The organism is Polynucleobacter brandtiae (assembly GCF_002797575.1).
GTDB classification, from domain to species: domain Bacteria; phylum Pseudomonadota; class Gammaproteobacteria; order Burkholderiales; family Burkholderiaceae; genus Polynucleobacter; species Polynucleobacter brandtiae.
In genome coordinates, this window is sequence record NZ_PGTX01000001.1 from 99,077 (window position 1) to 115,664 (window position 16,588).

The following is a 16,588-nucleotide window of genomic DNA, read 5'->3' on the forward strand; positions in this document are numbered from 1 at the left end:
AAATTATGTGAACTTTTTTGCTGGAGTGGGAATGGCATATTTCACGGCTATTACTTCAGCTAAGATGGCAATGGCAATTTCAGGAGGGGTGAGAGCGCCAATATACAGACCAATTGGCCCATAGAGCTTATCCAACTGCGCTTGGGTTAAATCAAACTCCAGTAGGCGAGCTTTGCGTTTTACTGTATTGGTATGGCTACCCAAGGCGCCAACATAAAAGGCGGGGGATTTTAAAGCTTCCATTAAAGCCATGTCATCTAATTTGGGGTCATGCGTTAGCGCCACAACTGCAGTATGCGAGTCTACGCCAATCTCAAGCAATACATCGTCCGGCATACCGCGCATAAACTGAATATGCTCACGATCAATGCCTTCTGCGTATTCCTCGCGTGGGTCAATGACGATCACTTCAAAGTCGGATGCCAGAGCAAAATCAGCGGTGTATAGAGAAAGTTGTCCAGCGCCAATAATCACCATGCGCCAGCGGGGGCCATAGCTGGTTTTCATGATGCTTTTATTGCAGATGAAAGTATCGTTGCGACCTCCATCGGACAAAGTTGACTTGCCGCTACTTAAATCAATCGTACGACAAGTAATGGCGTGATTTGAAATAGATTGCAGAATTTGCTCAAGCACTAGGAGCTCTGGCCTGGGCTCAACGAGTAATCTTAACGTTCCTCCGCAGGGTAAGCCAAAGCGTGATGCTTCTTGTTGGCTGACGCCATAAATTACCATCTCGGGTAAGTCTCGACTCAGAATTTCTGTTTGCACTCTACGAATCAGATCATCCTCAACGCAACCACCAGAAACTGAGCCCATGACTTGCCCATCACTACGAATCGCCAGCCATGATCCAACAGGCCTTGGAGCAGAGCCCCACGTTTGGACTACTGTGGCAATGGCGACCCGATGCCCTTCTTTAAGCCAATGTACGGCAGCCTTAAGTACGCTTAGATCCGTGCTATTCATTTGTGGTCTTTTTCTTTAATTTACTTTTGCTGCATTTTTACTGAATCGTTTTATTATCACGCTAATGACTAATCTGAGCATTCAAAGTGGGACTCCTACAACACGCGTTGCTGTTTTATTGCTTGCGGCAGGCGAGGGCAGTCGTTTAGGCGGTTATCCCAAGGCTTTATTGAAGAAAGATGACCAAACCTTATTAGAGCATTTGGTGATCTCGACTAAGTCTATGGCGCCCATAGAGTTTGTAGCAGTTACGGGATTTTATGCGGAGGCAATTGAGGGTGAAATCGATCGCCTTAATAGGGCGCATGACCTGAATATCAAAACTTGCTTGAACCCATATCCCGAAAAAGGCCAATCCTCTTCCATTCGCCTGGGTCTAGAGTCGCTCCAAAGTGCATTTGACGTTCTATTCGTGGCTCTTTCTGATCAACCAGAAATAGGCTGTATGGAGATCAGTGAATTATTGGAGGGATTTACTAATCGACCTCCTGGAACTCAAATTGTTTTGCCTATGGTGGGCAAGCAACGGGGTAATCCAGTGTTATTTTCTAAGGGGGCAGTCGATGAAATCTTGGCGATTAGCCAAATGGTTTGCCGATCATATATGGATGCAAATCCAGCGTTAATTTATCGTCTAGACACAAATCGCCAGGCTTTCATACAAGACGTTGACACGCCAAAAGATATCAGCAAATATCAATTATCAAAAAGCTAGTAGCGACTTTGCCACCATAAAATTACTTAGGCTACCTAGGTAACTTAGGTAACTTAGGTAACTTAGGTAACTTAGGCAATCTCGGCAATTAACTCGATTTCTACGCAAGCACCCAGCGGAATTTGGGCAACACCAAATGCACTGCGGGCATGTTTGCCGACTTCTCCAAAGACCTCAAGCAAAAGCTCTGAGCAACCATTGATCACTAAGTGTTGCTCTGTGTATTGCTCTGTGGAATTTACAAGCCCCATTACCTTAACGATGCGCTTTACTTTATCTAAAGAGCCTAAGTGCTCTTGCAGTGTTGCAATCAAATCAATAGCAATCGTTTTTGCGGCAGCTTTACCTGTTTCAGTGTCCATATCTAAACCCAATTTTCCGGCCCATGCCTTACCGTCTCTTTTGGCGATATGACCAGAGAGAAATACCGTATTGCCGGTAGTAACGGCCATTACATAAGCTGCTGCAGGCGGTCCAGGTGGGGGTAGGTTGATACCGAGAGTTTTGATTCTATCGCTAATGAAATTGGTCATGGGTTCTGTGTGGGTAGAAATAAAATTTAAGAAGTAAAAAGTAGAAAATCGGGAAATAAAAAAGCCACAAGTAAAAAAAGCTGATAGATCAATATTACTTCGAAAGTTGTCGCATGGCACTCTCTAGGCCCTGTAATGTGACTGGATACATACGATTTTTCATGAGGCCCTGCAAGATGTCAATCGATTGCCGATATTGCCAAACAGACTCAGGCTCTGGGTTTAACCAAGCAAAATTAGGAAAATGATCAATTAGTCGATGAATCCAATTTGCACCAGGTTCTGAATTATTATTTTCAACTGAGCCATTCACGCTCAGTATTTCATATGGGGACATGGTGGCATCGCCAATAAAAATAAGTTTGTAGTCTGAGCTGTATTTATTAATGATGTCCTGAGTTAGCAGGATCTGATCCCTTCTGCGGCGGTTACTCTGCCACAGATGCTCATAGACGCAATTATGAAAATAGTAATATTCAAGATGCTTAAATTCGGTTCTTACAGCTGTAAATAATTCAGAGATGCGCTGTATGTGGTCGTCCATTGATCCACCAACATCCATTAGCAGTAAAACTTTGACTTGGTTATGTCGCTCTGGCCGCATCTGAATATCTAGTATCCCAGCATTAGCTGCTGTTGAGTGGATGGTTTTGTCCAAGTCTAATTCAAGATTAGAGCCTTCTCTTGCAAAACGTCGTAAGCGACGCAGTGCCATTTTGAGATTACGCGTTCCAAGACTGACATTGCTGTCATAGTCTTTGAACTCACGCGCCTCCCATACCTTAATAGCAGTTCTATTTCCAGCGCTCTCGCCGCCAATACGGATGCCCTCGGGGTGGTATCCGCTGTGACCAAAAGGAGAAGAGCCTCCAGCGCCTATCCATTTATTACCGCCGCCATGCCATTCTTTTTGCTCTTTTAACAGCTCCTGTAAGCGCTTCTGTAGCGCTTCTAGTCCACCTAACTTCTTAAGGGCTGATTTTTCTTGAGCACTTAATACGCGCTGCAGTTTCTGTTCGAGCCAATCTAGGGGAATCTCTGGTGCCAGAGAGATGATGCGCTCTATTCCTTTAAAATACGCGCCAAAAACTTGGTCAAATCGATCAAAATATTGCTCATCTTTGACTAGAGTCATTCGGGCAAGTTGATAAAACTCATCAATCGAGGGGTTGATGACGTTCTGCTTTAAGGCATCTAACAGCGTGAGAAATTCTCGGACGGATACCGGTATCTTGGCTTCTTTTAAATTAAGAAAAAATTGAATAAGCATCAAATGCTAACGTTTTGATTTTAAATATTAGCGATGATTGCGATTCATGGTGATTAAACGCTCAAACAAATGAACGTCTTGCTCATTCTTCAGTAGTGCCCCATGCAAGGGCGGTACTGAAATCTTTTCCTCCGAGCTATAAAGGGCCTCAGCAGGAATATCTTCAGCAAGTAAAAGCTTTAACCAATCGATTAATTCAGAAGTGGATGGTTTCTTTTTTAGTCCTGGAAGGGATCTGATTTGATAAAAGGATTTGAGCGCCGCTTCTAAAAGATCGTGTTTTATGTGGGGATGATGCACATCCACAATGCTTTGCATGGTTTGCGCGTTGGGAAAGGAGATGTAATGAAAAAAGCAGCGACGCAAAAAAGCGTCAGGAAGCTCTTTTTCATTATTCGATGTAATGATTACTAAAGGACGGTGTTTTGCTTGAATGAGTTCACGGGTCTCATAGACATAAAATTCCATACGATCGATTTCTCGTAAAAGGTCGTTTGGAAACTCAATATCTGCTTTATCAATTTCATCAATTAGAAGGACGACTGGTTCATCCGCTTCGAACGCCTGCCATAACACCCCTTTAATGATGTAGTTCGCAATATCTTTCACCTTTGCATCGCCCAACTGCGAGTCACGCAAACGGCTCACGGCATCATATTCATACAAGCCCTGTTGTGCTTTTGTAGTGGATTTAATGTGCCATTGCATCAGCGGCATATTGAGAGCTTGAGCTACTTCTTCCGCCAGCATTGTTTTGCCCGTTCCCGGCTCGCCTTTAATGAGAAGAGGGCGTCCAAGCGTGATGGCCGCATTGACGGCTAATTTAAGATCTTCCGTTGCTACATAGCTCTGGGATCCATCAAAGCGGGATTTGTTCACAGTGATCTTTCGGTATTTAATTCGGTGTCGGCAAGGCTAAAGTATAGGGAATGAAGCTCAAATTTTGATACTTTTGTTGATTTAAGAGCTTTGGATGCAGGTTGAATTGCGCTCTCCGCTATAATCGTGGGCAATTGATCCATATCGAACTCGTTAATGATGATTTCCATGAAAAAACACTTACTTCTTACTCAATTAGCCCTTTGTGCTGGTTTTGCTTTAGCTAGCTTGTCTGTTCAAGCTGCCGATGTTCAGGGCTCGGCTAAAGCAGGTCAAGGCAAAGTGTGGCTTTGCGTCGGCTGCCATGCAATCCCTGACTATCGCGCTGACTATCCTTTTGTATACAAGGTTCCCATGATTGGCGGTCAAAATGCTGCCTATATTGCAAGTGCACTAAGCGCCTACAAAAAAGGCGAAAGAAAGCATCCAACGATGCGTGCAATTGCGGGTAGCTTGTCGGATCAAGATATGGCCGATATTGGCGAGTACTACGCTGCACAAACTGCCGCCACACCACCCAACCCATTGAAGTGATATTCAGAGACATATTTATGAAATTCGCCCTAATTACTACTTTGTTGATCTCAAGTCTTGGCTTGGCTACTGTTTCTAATGCTGCTAGCGTTGAAAAAGGCAAGGCTCTTTCTGAAACGGGCAATTGCGCATCTTGCCATGGGGCAGGTTTAAATGCGCCAATTTTGCCCGCTTATCCTAAGCTTGCTGGCCAATACTCTGAATATGTTTATTACGCGCTTCGGGCTTACAAGGTCGGCAATAGCAATCCTCAATTTGGTCGCAATAATGCCATTATGACTAGTCAGGTTCAACCTTATTCAGACCAAGATCTGCATGATTTAGCTGCTTATGTTGGCTCTTTGCCTGGGAATTTCGTTATTAAGAAGTAATGCAAGCTTACTTCAGCCCCTAGGCTGAGGATACTCAAAAGCTTAGCCTGTTGGTTTGCCCAATAGCTAAGCTTTTTTCTTTTCTATTTTGTGGCTTCGAGCCCATAAGCAAGGTGATTTCGCATCGCTGCCTCGGCGGCAATAGGGTCTCTTTTTAAGATCGCTTCCAAAATAGCCCGGTGCTCTACTAGCGAGCTAAGCAATCGCCCTGATCTACTCAGCGAATCTCGGCGCTGGAGTTTGAGCACCTTTCTAAGGTCGTTAATGACGCCATTCATCCAGGTATTTCCGGCTATTTCTTGTATTAGCTCATGAAATTTGACATTTATTTCAAAGAATTGCTCTAAATTTCGGTCTGCAGCAGCTGTTTCTAAGCGTTGGTGCAAGTCATCAAGTTGGGTAAGCTCATTCTCAGTGGCTTTTAAAGCGGTTTCTTTAGCTGCCTGACCCTCAAGTAAGGACAGGACAGTAAAGATTTGCTCTAAGTCACTGCGCTCAACCTCGGTTACATAGGCCCCACGATTCATTTTGGTAGTAACAAGGCCTTCCGAGGCCAACACCTTTATTGCTTCTCGCATTGGTGTGCGACTAATGCCAAATTCTATGGCCAGGCTTTGTTCATCCAACCAACTTCCTGGCGTGATTTCATGGGCGAAGATTTGCGCCCTTAGCCGTTCCGCTACCTCTTCATATAAAGGCCTGTTTAGTAACTTTGTATTCATAATTATGTATACATTATGTAGACAAACATCAATAAGTCAAGCAAAATAGATCAACTATTGAATAAATTTATATAAGTGCAGTAAAGCCAACTAGGAGTGCTTTATGAGTAGTAGCGACAACACATCTAACAAGAAGTCCGATAAATCTCATTTTCAGAATAGTGTTTGGCCGGACGTTCCAGAAAGCAATTTAGAAGACTGGGTGAAGTCAGCTCAAAAATCAGCACCCAATGGCGACGTCAGTCAGCTGGGATGGGAGACGCCAGATGGCATCCATCTCAAAGCGCTTTATACCTCTGAGGATATTGAGGGCCTGCAATATGCCAATTCCTTACCGGGATTTGAGCCATTCGTGCGCGGCCCGCAGGCTACTATGTACTCGGTTCGCCCCTGGACTATTCGTCAGTACGCTGGATTTTCGACAGCAGAAGAATCTAATGCTTTCTATCGTAAAGCTTTGGCCGCAGGCGGACAAGGGGTTTCCGTTGCATTTGACTTGGCGACCCATCGGGGTTATGACTCTGATCATCCGCGTGTTACTGGAGACGTAGGGAAGGCCGGTGTTGCTATAGATTCTGTGGAGGATATGAAAATATTGTTTAACGGCATTCCGTTAGACAAAGTATCTGTTTCTATGACTATGAATGGTGCAGTACTGCCAGTCTTGGCGGGCTACATCGTTGCTGGTGAGGAACAAGGCGTAAAGCAAGAGCTACTCTCAGGAACAATTCAGAACGATATTCTGAAAGAGTTCATGGTGCGCAATACTTATATTTATCCACCAGAGCCTTCAATTCGCATCATTGGCGACATTATTGAGTACACCGCAAAGCATATGCCGAAATTTAATTCCATTTCAATTTCGGGTTACCACATGCAAGAGGCTGGCGCAAATCAAGTACTCGAGCTCGCATTTACTTTGGCTGATGGTAAGGAGTATGTCAAGACAGCGCTAGAAAAAGGTTTAGATATTGATGGCTTTGCCGGCAGACTATCGTTCTTCTTTGCGATTGGAATGAATTTCTACCTTGAGGTTGCCAAGCTTCGCGCGGCGCGTTTGTTATGGTGGCGCATGATGAAATCCTTCGAACCAAAAAATCCAAAGTCTCTCATGTTGCGCACACACTGCCAAACTTCTGGTTGGTCATTAACAGAGCAGGATCCCTACAACAATGTGGTTCGGACTACGGTAGAGGCAATGGCGGCAGTCTTTGGCGGAACACAATCACTGCACACCAACTCTTTTGATGAGGCGATTGCATTGCCTTCTCAAACTTCTAGTCGCATCGCCCGCAATACTCAACTGATCTTGCAAGAAGAGACCCATATTACTAGCGTGATTGATCCATGGGCTGGCTCATACATGATGGAAAATCTTACCCAAGAAATGGCCGACAAAGCCTGGGAAATTATTCAGGAAGTCGAGGCCATGGGTGGTATGACCAAGGCCGTACAAAGTGGTTGGGCTAAGTTAAAAATTGAAGCTGCTGCTGCTGAAAAACAAGCCAAGATTGATTCTGGATCGGATGTGATCGTTGGCGTAAATAAATACAAGTTGGAAAAAGAGGATCTTGTTGATGTATTGATGATTGATAACGATCGTGTTCGTGAAAGTCAGATTGCGCGTTTAAAGGATATTCGCGCCAAACGAGATCCTAAAAAAGTAGAGGCTGCATTAGAGGCCATCACGCAGGCTGCACAATCAGGTACTGGTAACTTATTAGAATTATCGGTACAGGCAATTCGTTTACGGGCAACAGTTGGTGAGGTATCGGATGCTTTAGAAAAAGTATACGGGCGTCATCGTGCCGATACTCAAAAGGTGACAGGTGTGTATGCAGCCGCTTATGACTCAGCAGAAGGCTGGGATAAATTGAAGGTTGAGATTGCTGACTTTGCCAAAGACTTCGGTCGGCGCCCACGTGTGATGATTGCTAAATTAGGTCAGGATGGTCATGATCGCGGCGCCAAAGTGGTTGCTACTGCTTTTGCTGACTTGGGTTTTGATGTGGATATTGGACCGTTGTTTCAGACGCCTGAGGAGTGTGCGCGTCAAGCGATTGAAAATGACGTGCATGCATTGGGCGTCTCTACCTTAGCCGCTGGGCATAAAACTTTAGTTCCGGCCATTATTGCTGAGCTCCGGAAACAGGGTGCAGATGACATCATCGTTTTCGTTGGCGGAGTAATTCCTAAGCAGGATTATGAATTCTTATATGAATCTGGCGTGAAAGGAATCTACGGCCCCGGTACTCCGATACCTGCCTCAGCCAAGGATGTTCTTGAGCAAATTCGTAAATCAGCAAAACCAATCTGAGTTTGATAGGTGATCATGCTTAGCAATGTTGACCGAACATTAGTGGATGACTTGACTGGAGGTCCTTCGTACGCCCAACGTAGAGCCTTAGCCAAAATCATCACCTTATTGGAGTCGACACGCTTAGACCATCGCCATCGTGCGGATGATGTCTTAAACACCTTGTTACCTAAAACTGGGAATTCCTTTAGGTTGGGTATCTCTGGTGTGCCTGGTGTTGGTAAATCTACTTTGATTGAAACGCTTGGACTTTATCTGATTGAGCAAGGTCATCGGGTTGCTGTGTTAGCAATCGATCCATCGTCAAGCCTATCTGGCGGCTCTATTTTGGGTGACAAAACTCGGATGGAAAGACTTTCTGTTTTAGATAACGCCTTTATTCGGCCTAGCCCATCCTCTGGGACTTTAGGCGGCGTTGCCGAAAAGACCCGTGAGGCAATGTTAGTTGCCGAAGCTGCAGGTTTTGACGTAATCATTGTTGAGACGGTAGGTGTAGGGCAAAGCGAAATTGCTGTTGCTGGAATGACTGATCTGTTTTTATTGTTACAACTACCGAATGCTGGCGACGATCTTCAAGCAATAAAAAAAGGCGTGATGGAGTTGGCTGATCTGATCGTGATTAATAAAGCAGATATCGATATGGATGCTGCTATGCGTGCGCAGTTATTTATATCTAGTTCTTTACGGTTATTAGGATTTCAAGGTAACCCTGATCACGCTTCTCATGATCAAGCATTTTGGCACCCCACAGTGATGACGATGAGCGCATTACAGGGTCAAGGTATCCCTGAATTATGGGAAAAAATATGCCACTTTCAAACCATACAACAGGCCAATGGCCAATTGCAATCTCGTCGCCAACAACAATCTGGCGCCTGGATGTGGGACAGAATTGATGCAGGGCTGAAAAACGCCTTTCGTAATCACCCTGAAGTACAAAAACTCTTACCTAGCTTTATTGCTCAGGTCAATCAAGGAACGATGGCTTCATCTGTCGCTGCGCGACGTTTGCTGGAAGCCATGGGGCACGAATTTTTCTAAGGAATCGACATGAAAGAAATTATTGAGCAGCTAGCAGCAAAGCGCGAGTTAGCTCGCCTAGGTGGTGGGCAAAAACGGATTCAGGCTCAGCACTCTAAGGGCAAGCTCACGGCACGCGAACGCATTGAGTTACTGCTTGATGCTGGCACCTTTGAAGAGTGGGATATGTTCGTTGAGCATCGCTGCCATGACTTCGGTATGGATGATCAAACTATCCCTGGAGATGGTGTAGTTACTGGCTATGGCATGATTAATGGTCGCTTGGTCTTTGTTTTCTCGCAAGACTTTACGGTACTAGGCGGCTCTCTCTCTGAGGCCCATGCCGAGAAGATTTGCAAAATTATGGATCAGGCCCTAAAAGTAGGCGCCCCGGTCATTGGTTTAAATGATTCTGGAGGCGCGCGTATTCAAGAGGGTGTCGCCTCTTTAGGTGGTTATGCGGAAATTTTCCAGCGTAACGTTACTGCGTCTGGTGTGATTCCACAGATCTCTCTCATTATGGGCCCCTGTGCCGGTGGCGCTGTGTATTCGCCTGCGTTGACTGACTTTATTTTTATGGTTAAAGATAGTTCGTATATGTTTGTTACGGGTCCTGAGGTAGTCAAGACGGTGACCCATGAAGAAGTGACTGCTGAGGAATTGGGGGGTGCTATTACCCATTCCACTGTATCTGGCGTTTGCGATTTAGCCTTTGATAATGATGTTGATGCCATCATGATGCTGCGTCGCTTTTTTAACTATTTGCCTTTATCGAATCGAGAGAAGCCGCCGATGATTAAAGGGGCAATGCGATCTGTAGAACCTGATTTTTCTTTAGATACATTGGTTCCTAGCAACCCAAATCAGCCATACGATATGAAGGAATTAATCAAAAAAATAGTCGATGATGGCGAGTTTTTTGAACTTCAACCTGACTATGCGAAAAATATTCTGATTGGTTTTGCTCGCATTGAAGGACGATCGATTGGTATTGTTGCCAATCAGCCTTTGGTATTGGCTGGTTGTTTGGATATCAAGGCCTCTATTAAAGCTGCGCGTTTTGTCCGGTTTTGTGACGCTTTTAATATTCCGGTAATCACCTTGGTGGATGTTCCTGGATTTATGCCCGGTACTGCACAAGAGTACGGTGGCATCATTAAACATGGCGCTAAGTTACTGTATGCCTATGCTGACTGCACCGTACCAAAGGTAACTTTAATTACACGTAAGGCTTATGGCGGTGCTTATGATGTGATGGCCTCAAAGCATTTACGAGGTGATGTGAATTTTGCTTGGCCTTCTGCGGAAATTGCAGTGATGGGCTCAAAAGGTGCTGTAGAGATTATTTTCCGAGAAGAAAAGACGGATCCTGCAAAAATTGCTGCCCGCGAGGCGGAGTACAAGGCAAAATTTGCCAATCCATTTGTGGCAGGTCGTCGTGGTTACATCGATGACGTGATCTTGCCTCACGAGACTCGCAAACGTATTGCCCGCTCTTTAGCCATGCTCAAAGATAAAGAATTATTAAATCCTGTGCGTAAGCACGGCAACATCCCCCTGTAAGGCGAGAGTAAATATGAAAACAAATATGTTTAAGAAAATACTCATAGCGAATCGCGGTGAAATTGCTTGCCGCGTAATCAAAACCGCCCAAAAAATGGGAATTAAAACGGTTGCCGTTTATTCAGAGGCGGATAAAGAAGCGCTGCATGTTCAAATGGCAGATGAATCTGTCTGCATTGGCCCAGCGCCTTCGCGTGAATCCTATCTTGTAATGGATCGAATCATTCGAGCCTGCAAAGACACGGGTGCCCAAGCGGTGCATCCTGGTTATGGATTTCTTTCTGAGAACGAAGAGTTTGCCCGCCGTTGTGAGGAAGAGGGCATTGTATTTATAGGACCCAAACATCAGTCGATTGCTGCAATGGGCGATAAGATTGCTTCTAAGAAATTAGCCCTTGCAGCTAAAGTCAATACGATTCCTGGTTTTAATGAAGCAATCGCAAGCACCGAAGAGGCGGTGAAGATCGCTCAAGATATTGGCTACCCTGTCATGATTAAAGCATCGGCGGGTGGTGGTGGTAAGGGGCTACGCGTTGCTGCAAATGACAAGGAGGCAGCTGAAGGCTTCGTTGCTTGTAAAACAGAAGCAATGAACAGTTTTGGCGATGACCGAATTTTTATTGAAAAGTTTGTTGAGGGGCCGCGTCATATTGAAATTCAGGTGCTAGGCGATGCCCATGGAAATGTAGTCTACCTAGGTGAGCGAGATTGCTCAATTCAACGTCGTCATCAAAAGGTGATTGAAGAAGCGCCTTCTCCTTTTATTGATCCAGTAACTCGCAAAGCCATGGGTGAGCAGGCTGTCGCTTTGGCGCAAGCGGTTAATTATCAATCTGCCGGTACAGTCGAGTTTGTTGTCGGAAAGGATAAGTCTTTCTACTTTCTGGAGATGAATACTCGCTTGCAAGTAGAGCACCCTGTTACCGAAAATATTACTGGACTCGATTTAGTAGAGCAAATGATTCGGGTAGCCGCTGGTGAAAAGTTAGCATTTAAGCAGGAAGATATTAAGCTCAATGGCTGGTCTATGGAGTGTCGCATCAATGCTGATGATCCATTTCGAAACTTTTTGCCCTCCACAGGCCGCTTAGTCAAGTATCAACCACCTCAAGAGGGAAATGGCGTCAGAGTGGACACTGGTGTCTACGAAGGTGGAGAAATTCCGATGTATTACGACTCCATGATTGCAAAGTTAATTGTGCATGGGAAAGATCGTACTGAAGCGATTGAAAAAATGCGTGCAGCCCTCAATGATTTTGTGATTCGGGGAATTCATTCCAATATTCCTTTTCAGGCCGCACTGCTTCAGCATCCCCGTTTTGTATCAGGAGATTTCACGACAGGCTTTATTGCGGAAGAATATCCCGATGGTTTTAAATTAGATTCAGTGCAGCCAGCAGACCCTAAACTGCTTGCTGCTCTAGCTGCTTTTATTCGCTATCGTTATTTAGAGCACATTCAAATGATTGATGGTCAACTGGCCGGTCATGAAATGCTGATTGCGAAAAAGTTTGTCGTTGTGACAGGTACCCGCGTTGGCTCAAATGAGACGATGCAAGAGATAGCGATGCGAGTAGAGCTTAAGGAAGGTATTTACTCGGTCTATATTGAAGAGGCCCATGATATTAGTCGTTATGACATCGTGAGTCATTGGCGCCCGGGTCAGCTTTGCCTGCGTGCAACAATTAATGGAACTCAGCAAATCACTGCGCAAGTTGAGCGGCGCGGTGTGAAGTATCACCTTGTCTTAGATGGTGCTCATTTTGAATGTATGGTGTTAAGTTCACTTGGTGCGGAGCTTCAACGCCGTATGCCAGTCAAACTTCCTCCGGATACCTCAAAGTTAATTATGTCGCCTATGCCAGGCTTGCTCACGAATATTTCTGTTCAAGTTGGTGAAGCAGTGATTGCCGGTCAAAAGTTAGCTGCTATTGAAGCGATGAAGATGGAGAATGTATTGTTAGCAGCCCAAGATGGTGTTGTGGTAGAAATCTGCGCTACTGTTGGTGAGAGTTTGGCCGTCGATCAATTGATCATTCGCTTGGAGTAGATAAAAAATGACTAAGCCATTTAAGATATTGGGTATTCAGCAGATCGCTATTGGCGGTGAGCATAAAACTCGCTTGCGTAAGTTATGGGTCGATTTATTGGGCTTTGAATATAAAAGTACCTTTGTATCAGAGCGTGAAAACGTAGATGAAGATATATGCGCAATTGGCCAAGGCATTTATGAAATTGAGGTAGATCTCATGCAGCCATTGGACGTCGATAAAAAACCTGCAGTGCATCAAACCCCTTTAAACCACATCGGCCTTTGGGTTGATGACCTTCCTAAAGCAGTTGAGTGGTTATCGGCACAAGGTCTACGCTTTGCTCCTGGCGGCATCCGTAAGGGGGCTGCAGGGCATGATATTACCTTTGTGCACCCTAAAGGGAATGCAGAGTTTCCCTTATGCGGGGAGGGCGTATTGATTGAGTTAGTACAGGCAACACCCGATATCATTCAGGGGTTGGGTTCGTAGCCTCAACCCCCCTAATAGCAATAAGAAAAAAAGAAAAAAGAGAAGCGCAGTTGACCCGAATTTTAGCGATTGATACTTCATCTGCCTGGTGTTCTGTGGCTTTATCTATGGATGATGCCCCAAACCTGGTTCGTCATCAAAAAGTCTCAGCTGGCGCTAGCCAATTCCTTTTGCCGTGGATAGACGGGCTTCTGATGGAGGCTAATATCAAACTGGCATCTCTGGACGCAATCGCTGTTGGGGTGGGTCCTGGTGCCTTTACCGGTGTTAGATTGGGGGTTGCTGCTGTCCAAGGTTTAGCATTTGCTGCTGGTCTGCCTGTAATTCCGGTTGCTAGTTTGGATGCAATTGCCGCTCAATTGCTCTTAAAGCCCACATTTTTGCAAGTCGCCCCCTCAACCTTTCTCATTGCCATGGATGCCAGAATGGGCGAAGCCTATTGGGCTAAATATCGCGTCTTACGGGGCCAATCGCTAGCGTGGGCCGAGCGTATCGGAGAAATTCAGTTATCCGCTCCCGAGGCAGTTGATTTGGATGGTGTTCAATACATAGCTGGAAGTGCTATCGGAGAATTTGGTGATCGTCTATTGGCTTCTCAAAGTACATTCTTGCAAGGAAAAACTTTCTTGGATAGTCATTTAGATGCAGAAATCGGTATTGAGTCACTTGGCGTTTTAATCTGCGCCCAGAAGTTATGGGCTCAAGGGCTGCACCAAGATGTGCGCTTATTAGAGCCGCTCTATGTGCGTAATAAGGTGGCATATACGGCTGCAGAGCGAGCATTACAATGAATGAAGGTATTGCTGAGCTATCGTTTATGCCGATGGTTTCTGCTGATCTAGGGGCAGTTCTTGCGATTGAATCTGTGTCACATTTACACCCTTGGACCAGGGGAAATTTTTCTGACTCTCTTGCTGCTGGGCATTGGGCTTATTGTGTTCGCCCCCAAATCGAAGATCCTGTGAAGGGTAGTTATTTAGACCCAGACATTCTCTGGGCTTACTGCATTCTGTTTCCCGCGGTTGATGAATTACATTTATTAAATATTACTGTAGCTCCAAAGCTGCGTAATCTGGGTATCGGCGTCAAAATGATGGGCGCTATTGAGGGGGTAGCAGTACAGCAAAAGATGCCCCGCATCATTTTGGAAGTCAGGCCCAGCAATGTTTCGGCACTCAAGCTCTATGATCGTTTAGCTTATGAGCAGATTGGCTTACGAAAAAATTACTATCCGGCTGATTCTTTAACCGGATCACGGGAAGATGCTCTGGTTATGGCTAAATCGATTAAGCTAGGGGAATGAATATGCATTCCAACACAGCCTTCCTAAAAGAAATGGGTATTACCGAATGGACTTCGCGTGATACAAAAGCTGACATGACATCCGAGGCTCCTGAAATTGCCAAAGCCATCACTGCACCACCAGCCTCAGCCATAGCCATCGATCGGTCCCCGGCGGCTTTATGGTGGTTTTTTGGTAATCCACCGCAAGGCGATACTGAGTTACTGTTTCAGGGCATTGTTCGTGCTTTGGGCTTATCTCCACAAGAATGGCTTTGGAAAAATCCAAGTGATGCAGTAGAGGTTGAGGCATTAATGCAAACCGGTATTCCGATGGTTGCTTTGGCTTTTGGTGGCTCAGTGGCACAAAAATTGTCTGGTGAGCGAGATGCGTTGCCACAGCTGCGTGAGACAGTACTGGCATTTATGGAAGAGGGGGCCCAAGAGCTACCCTTGATAGCGACTTTTGAATTAAATCACCTTGTTTCGAGACCAAAAGATAAGGCATTATTTTGGCAGGATGTATTGCTTGCCAAATCAGTTCTACAAAATACTTAGTGTTTATGTTCGCCAATCAGATGCATTGAGTCACGCTCAGCCTGATTTGCTTTGTGTCTTTTGATGACAAGCCACATGATGATGCTGACAAACACGCCAAAACCAATAATCACATACTGAATGGGAATATCAAGCCAGATTAAACCTGAATACAGTAGGAGCATGATCAGAACGGATATATTTTCATTGAAGTTCTGAACTGCAATCGAGTGGCCAGCAGACATCAGGACGTGTCCACGATGCTGTAGTAGGGCATTCATAGGCACTACAAAATACCCGGCTAACCAGCCAACTAAAATAAGTAAAAAGTAGGCGGGTACTAGATTGAGGGAAACCTCAAGTTTGCCGATGCTGAACAGCGCAACATTAGGCAACATGTCTGAGTTATAAATGGCCATGACACAAACAACTAGGCCCATTGCGATGCCATAAGGCAGCACCTTTAAGGAGCTACGCAAGGGAATACGCCATGCAGCCCAGACAGCCCCGCCAGCAACCCCAAATGCAGAGATAGCCTGCAGAATTGCGCCTTGAGATAGCGTCATATGCAGTGCGACTTGTGCCCACTTGATGACGATGAACTGCAGTGTTGCACCAGCACCCCAGAATAACGTAGTGACCGCCAGTGAAATCTGACCAAGACGATCATCCCACAAGGTTCTGAAACAAATAGAAAAATCTTTAATAAGCTCGATTGGATTTGTTTTTTGAGAAACGTAGCGAGCACCCGTATCAGGAATGCGTAAGTTAATTAATGCAGCTATGACATAAATTATCATAATGATAAGAATGGCTGATTCTGAAGCGGTATCAATACCGGTTTCTAGTAAAGGGATATCAAAGCTCAGTAGACTTTGCGAGACCGAGGCGCTGATTAACACGCCCCCAAGGACTGTGCCTAGGATGATTGAACCTACCGTGAGACCCTCAATCCAGCCGTTGGCCGCTACCAATTTTTCTGGGGGTAATAATTCAGTCAAAATGCCATACTTAGCAGGAGAATAGGCCGCTGCGCCTAAACCCACTATGGCATAAGCGAGCAAAGGATGGCTGCCAAAGAGCATTACTACGCAGCCTACAAACTTAATAGTATTGGTGATGAACATGACATTGCCCTTGGGGCGGGAGTCTGCAAAGGCCCCCACAAAAGCAGCCAGTACTACATACGAGAGAACAAAGAATAATTTGAGTAAAGGTGTCATCCAAGCCGGAGCTTCTAGCTGGACCAATAGGGCTATAGCCGCAATGAGCAATGCATTGTCGGCAAGCGACGAAAAAAATTGCGCCGCCATAATGGTGTAAAAACTACGGTTCATTCGTACAATCTAGTCATA

General features: G+C 45.3%; 17 protein-coding genes. 11 read left to right on the plus strand and 6 right to left on the minus strand.

The genetic code is table 11. From position 1 onward, the window contains the following. Nucleotides 1-3: 3 nt before the first annotated feature. On the minus strand, nucleotides 4-969 hold the full coding sequence (locus tag B0G85_RS00560; RefSeq protein ID WP_100378504.1) for an XdhC family protein: 966 nt from the start codon (nucleotides 967-969) through the stop codon (nucleotides 4-6). 64 nt (nucleotides 970-1,033) lie between these two features. On the opposite strand from B0G85_RS00560, the gene B0G85_RS00565 reads away from it, so the two are divergent. Then, nucleotides 1,034-1,684, plus strand: coding sequence for a nucleotidyltransferase family protein (locus tag B0G85_RS00565; protein WP_100378505.1), 651 nt, complete (start codon nucleotides 1,034-1,036; stop codon nucleotides 1,682-1,684). A gap of 71 nt (nucleotides 1,685-1,755) precedes the next feature. Here the strand turns inward: B0G85_RS00565 and B0G85_RS00570 are convergent, their stop codons facing one another. The 3 genes from B0G85_RS00570 to B0G85_RS00580 form a co-directional block, all read right to left on the minus strand. Then, nucleotides 1,756-2,217: a RidA family protein gene (locus B0G85_RS00570; protein ID WP_100379124.1), complete on the minus strand. Its 462-nt coding sequence runs from the start codon at nucleotides 2,215-2,217 to the stop codon at nucleotides 1,756-1,758. Between the two features lie 94 nt (nucleotides 2,218-2,311). Then, on the minus strand, nucleotides 2,312-3,487 hold the full coding sequence (locus tag B0G85_RS00575; RefSeq protein ID WP_100378506.1) for a vWA domain-containing protein: 1,176 nt from the start codon (nucleotides 3,485-3,487) through the stop codon (nucleotides 2,312-2,314). 27 nt (nucleotides 3,488-3,514) lie between these two features. Then, on the minus strand, nucleotides 3,515-4,366 hold the full coding sequence (locus tag B0G85_RS00580; RefSeq protein WP_100378507.1) for an AAA family ATPase: 852 nt from the start codon (nucleotides 4,364-4,366) through the stop codon (nucleotides 3,515-3,517). Nucleotides 4,367-4,534: 168 nt separating this feature from the next. Here B0G85_RS00580 and B0G85_RS00585 point away from each other — a divergent pair, with 168 nt between their 5' ends. Together B0G85_RS00585 and B0G85_RS00590 are read left to right on the plus strand one after the other, a co-directional pair. Continuing rightward, on the plus strand, nucleotides 4,535-4,900 hold the full coding sequence (locus B0G85_RS00585) for a c-type cytochrome (protein WP_100378508.1): 366 nt from the start codon (nucleotides 4,535-4,537) through the stop codon (nucleotides 4,898-4,900). Between the two features lie 17 nt (nucleotides 4,901-4,917). After that, entirely contained in the window at nucleotides 4,918-5,271 is a 354-nt protein-coding gene (locus B0G85_RS00590; protein ID WP_100378509.1) for a c-type cytochrome, read from the plus strand. 83 nt (nucleotides 5,272-5,354) lie between these two features. Here B0G85_RS00590 and B0G85_RS00595 read toward each other — a convergent pair whose 3' ends face one another. Then, nucleotides 5,355-5,993: a GntR family transcriptional regulator gene (locus B0G85_RS00595; protein ID WP_100378510.1), complete on the minus strand. Its 639-nt coding sequence runs from the start codon at nucleotides 5,991-5,993 to the stop codon at nucleotides 5,355-5,357. A gap of 103 nt (nucleotides 5,994-6,096) precedes the next feature. Here B0G85_RS00595 and scpA point away from each other — a divergent pair, with 103 nt between their 5' ends. Genes scpA through B0G85_RS00635 form a run of 8 tightly spaced genes read left to right on the plus strand, consistent with a single transcriptional unit; the run spans nucleotide 6,097 to nucleotide 15,254 of the window. Next, nucleotides 6,097-8,310, plus strand: coding sequence for a methylmalonyl-CoA mutase (gene scpA / locus B0G85_RS00600; RefSeq protein ID WP_100378511.1), 2,214 nt, complete (start codon nucleotides 6,097-6,099; stop codon nucleotides 8,308-8,310). Nucleotides 8,311-8,325: 15 nt separating this feature from the next. Next, nucleotides 8,326-9,351 carry a methylmalonyl Co-A mutase-associated GTPase MeaB gene (meaB, locus tag B0G85_RS00605; protein WP_100378512.1) on the plus strand — a complete coding sequence of 342 codons (1,026 nt, stop codon included), beginning with the start codon at nucleotides 8,326-8,328 and terminating at the stop codon, nucleotides 9,349-9,351. Nucleotides 9,352-9,360: 9 nt separating this feature from the next. After that, on the plus strand, nucleotides 9,361-10,893 hold the full coding sequence (locus B0G85_RS00610) for an acyl-CoA carboxylase subunit beta (RefSeq protein ID WP_100378513.1): 1,533 nt from the start codon (nucleotides 9,361-9,363) through the stop codon (nucleotides 10,891-10,893). Nucleotides 10,894-10,918: 25 nt separating this feature from the next. Beyond that, on the plus strand, nucleotides 10,919-12,943 hold the full coding sequence (gene accC, locus B0G85_RS00615) for an acetyl-CoA carboxylase biotin carboxylase subunit (RefSeq protein WP_198508698.1): 2,025 nt from the start codon (nucleotides 10,919-10,921) through the stop codon (nucleotides 12,941-12,943). A 7-nt stretch (nucleotides 12,944-12,950) separates the two neighbouring features. Next, nucleotides 12,951-13,415, plus strand: coding sequence for a VOC family protein (locus B0G85_RS00620; RefSeq protein ID WP_100378515.1), 465 nt, complete (start codon nucleotides 12,951-12,953; stop codon nucleotides 13,413-13,415). Nucleotides 13,416-13,465: 50 nt separating this feature from the next. Next, nucleotides 13,466-14,206 (plus strand): tRNA (adenosine(37)-N6)-threonylcarbamoyltransferase complex dimerization subunit type 1 TsaB, encoded by a 741-nt coding sequence (tsaB, locus tag B0G85_RS00625; RefSeq protein ID WP_100378516.1) that lies wholly within the window; start codon nucleotides 13,466-13,468, stop codon nucleotides 14,204-14,206. Continuing rightward, the gene (locus B0G85_RS00630) at nucleotides 14,203-14,718 is read left to right on the plus strand and encodes a GNAT family N-acetyltransferase (RefSeq protein ID WP_100378517.1); all 516 of its coding nucleotides are present in this window, start codon (nucleotides 14,203-14,205) and stop codon (nucleotides 14,716-14,718) included. The genes tsaB and B0G85_RS00630 overlap by 4 nt, the downstream gene beginning before the upstream one ends. Continuing rightward, nucleotides 14,715-15,254, plus strand: a complete 540-nt coding sequence (locus B0G85_RS00635; protein ID WP_100378518.1) for a DNA polymerase III subunit psi — start codon at nucleotides 14,715-14,717, stop codon at nucleotides 15,252-15,254. The genes B0G85_RS00630 and B0G85_RS00635 overlap by 4 nt, the downstream gene beginning before the upstream one ends. Here the strand turns inward: B0G85_RS00635 and lplT are convergent. After that, on the minus strand, nucleotides 15,251-16,570 hold the full coding sequence (gene lplT / locus B0G85_RS00640; RefSeq protein WP_100378519.1) for a lysophospholipid transporter LplT: 1,320 nt from the start codon (nucleotides 16,568-16,570) through the stop codon (nucleotides 15,251-15,253). The genes B0G85_RS00635 and lplT overlap by 4 nt on opposite strands. Nucleotides 16,571-16,588 lie beyond the last annotated feature (18 nt).

What these genes read in the sequence shown, in the direction of transcription:
- B0G85_RS00620 (WP_100378515.1), top strand. Translation starts at nt 12,951, where the DNA reads ATGACTAAGCCATTTAAGATATTGGGTATTCAGCAGATCGCTATTGGC.
- lplT (WP_100378519.1), bottom strand. Translation starts at nt 16,570, where the DNA reads ATGAACCGTAGTTTTTACACCATTATGGCGGCGCAATTTTTTTCGTCG.
- meaB (WP_100378512.1), top strand. Translation starts at nt 8,326, where the DNA reads ATGCTTAGCAATGTTGACCGAACATTAGTGGATGACTTGACTGGAGGT.
- accC (WP_198508698.1), top strand. Translation starts at nt 10,919, where the DNA reads ATGTTTAAGAAAATACTCATAGCGAATCGCGGTGAAATTGCTTGCCGC.
- B0G85_RS00565 (WP_100378505.1), top strand. Translation starts at nt 1,034, where the DNA reads ATGACTAATCTGAGCATTCAAAGTGGGACTCCTACAACACGCGTTGCT.
- scpA (WP_100378511.1), top strand. Translation starts at nt 6,097, where the DNA reads ATGAGTAGTAGCGACAACACATCTAACAAGAAGTCCGATAAATCTCAT.
- B0G85_RS00595 (WP_100378510.1), bottom strand. Translation starts at nt 5,993, where the DNA reads ATGAATACAAAGTTACTAAACAGGCCTTTATATGAAGAGGTAGCGGAA.
- B0G85_RS00570 (WP_100379124.1), bottom strand. Translation starts at nt 2,217, where the DNA reads ATGACCAATTTCATTAGCGATAGAATCAAAACTCTCGGTATCAACCTA.
- B0G85_RS00590 (WP_100378509.1), top strand. Translation starts at nt 4,918, where the DNA reads ATGAAATTCGCCCTAATTACTACTTTGTTGATCTCAAGTCTTGGCTTG.
- B0G85_RS00560 (WP_100378504.1), bottom strand. Translation starts at nt 969, where the DNA reads ATGAATAGCACGGATCTAAGCGTACTTAAGGCTGCCGTACATTGGCTT.
- B0G85_RS00575 (WP_100378506.1), bottom strand. Translation starts at nt 3,487, where the DNA reads ATGCTTATTCAATTTTTTCTTAATTTAAAAGAAGCCAAGATACCGGTA.
- B0G85_RS00610 (WP_100378513.1), top strand. Translation starts at nt 9,361, where the DNA reads ATGAAAGAAATTATTGAGCAGCTAGCAGCAAAGCGCGAGTTAGCTCGC.
- B0G85_RS00630 (WP_100378517.1), top strand. Translation starts at nt 14,203, where the DNA reads ATGAATGAAGGTATTGCTGAGCTATCGTTTATGCCGATGGTTTCTGCT.
- B0G85_RS00635 (WP_100378518.1), top strand. Translation starts at nt 14,715, where the DNA reads ATGAATATGCATTCCAACACAGCCTTCCTAAAAGAAATGGGTATTACC.
- B0G85_RS00585 (WP_100378508.1), top strand. Translation starts at nt 4,535, where the DNA reads ATGAAAAAACACTTACTTCTTACTCAATTAGCCCTTTGTGCTGGTTTT.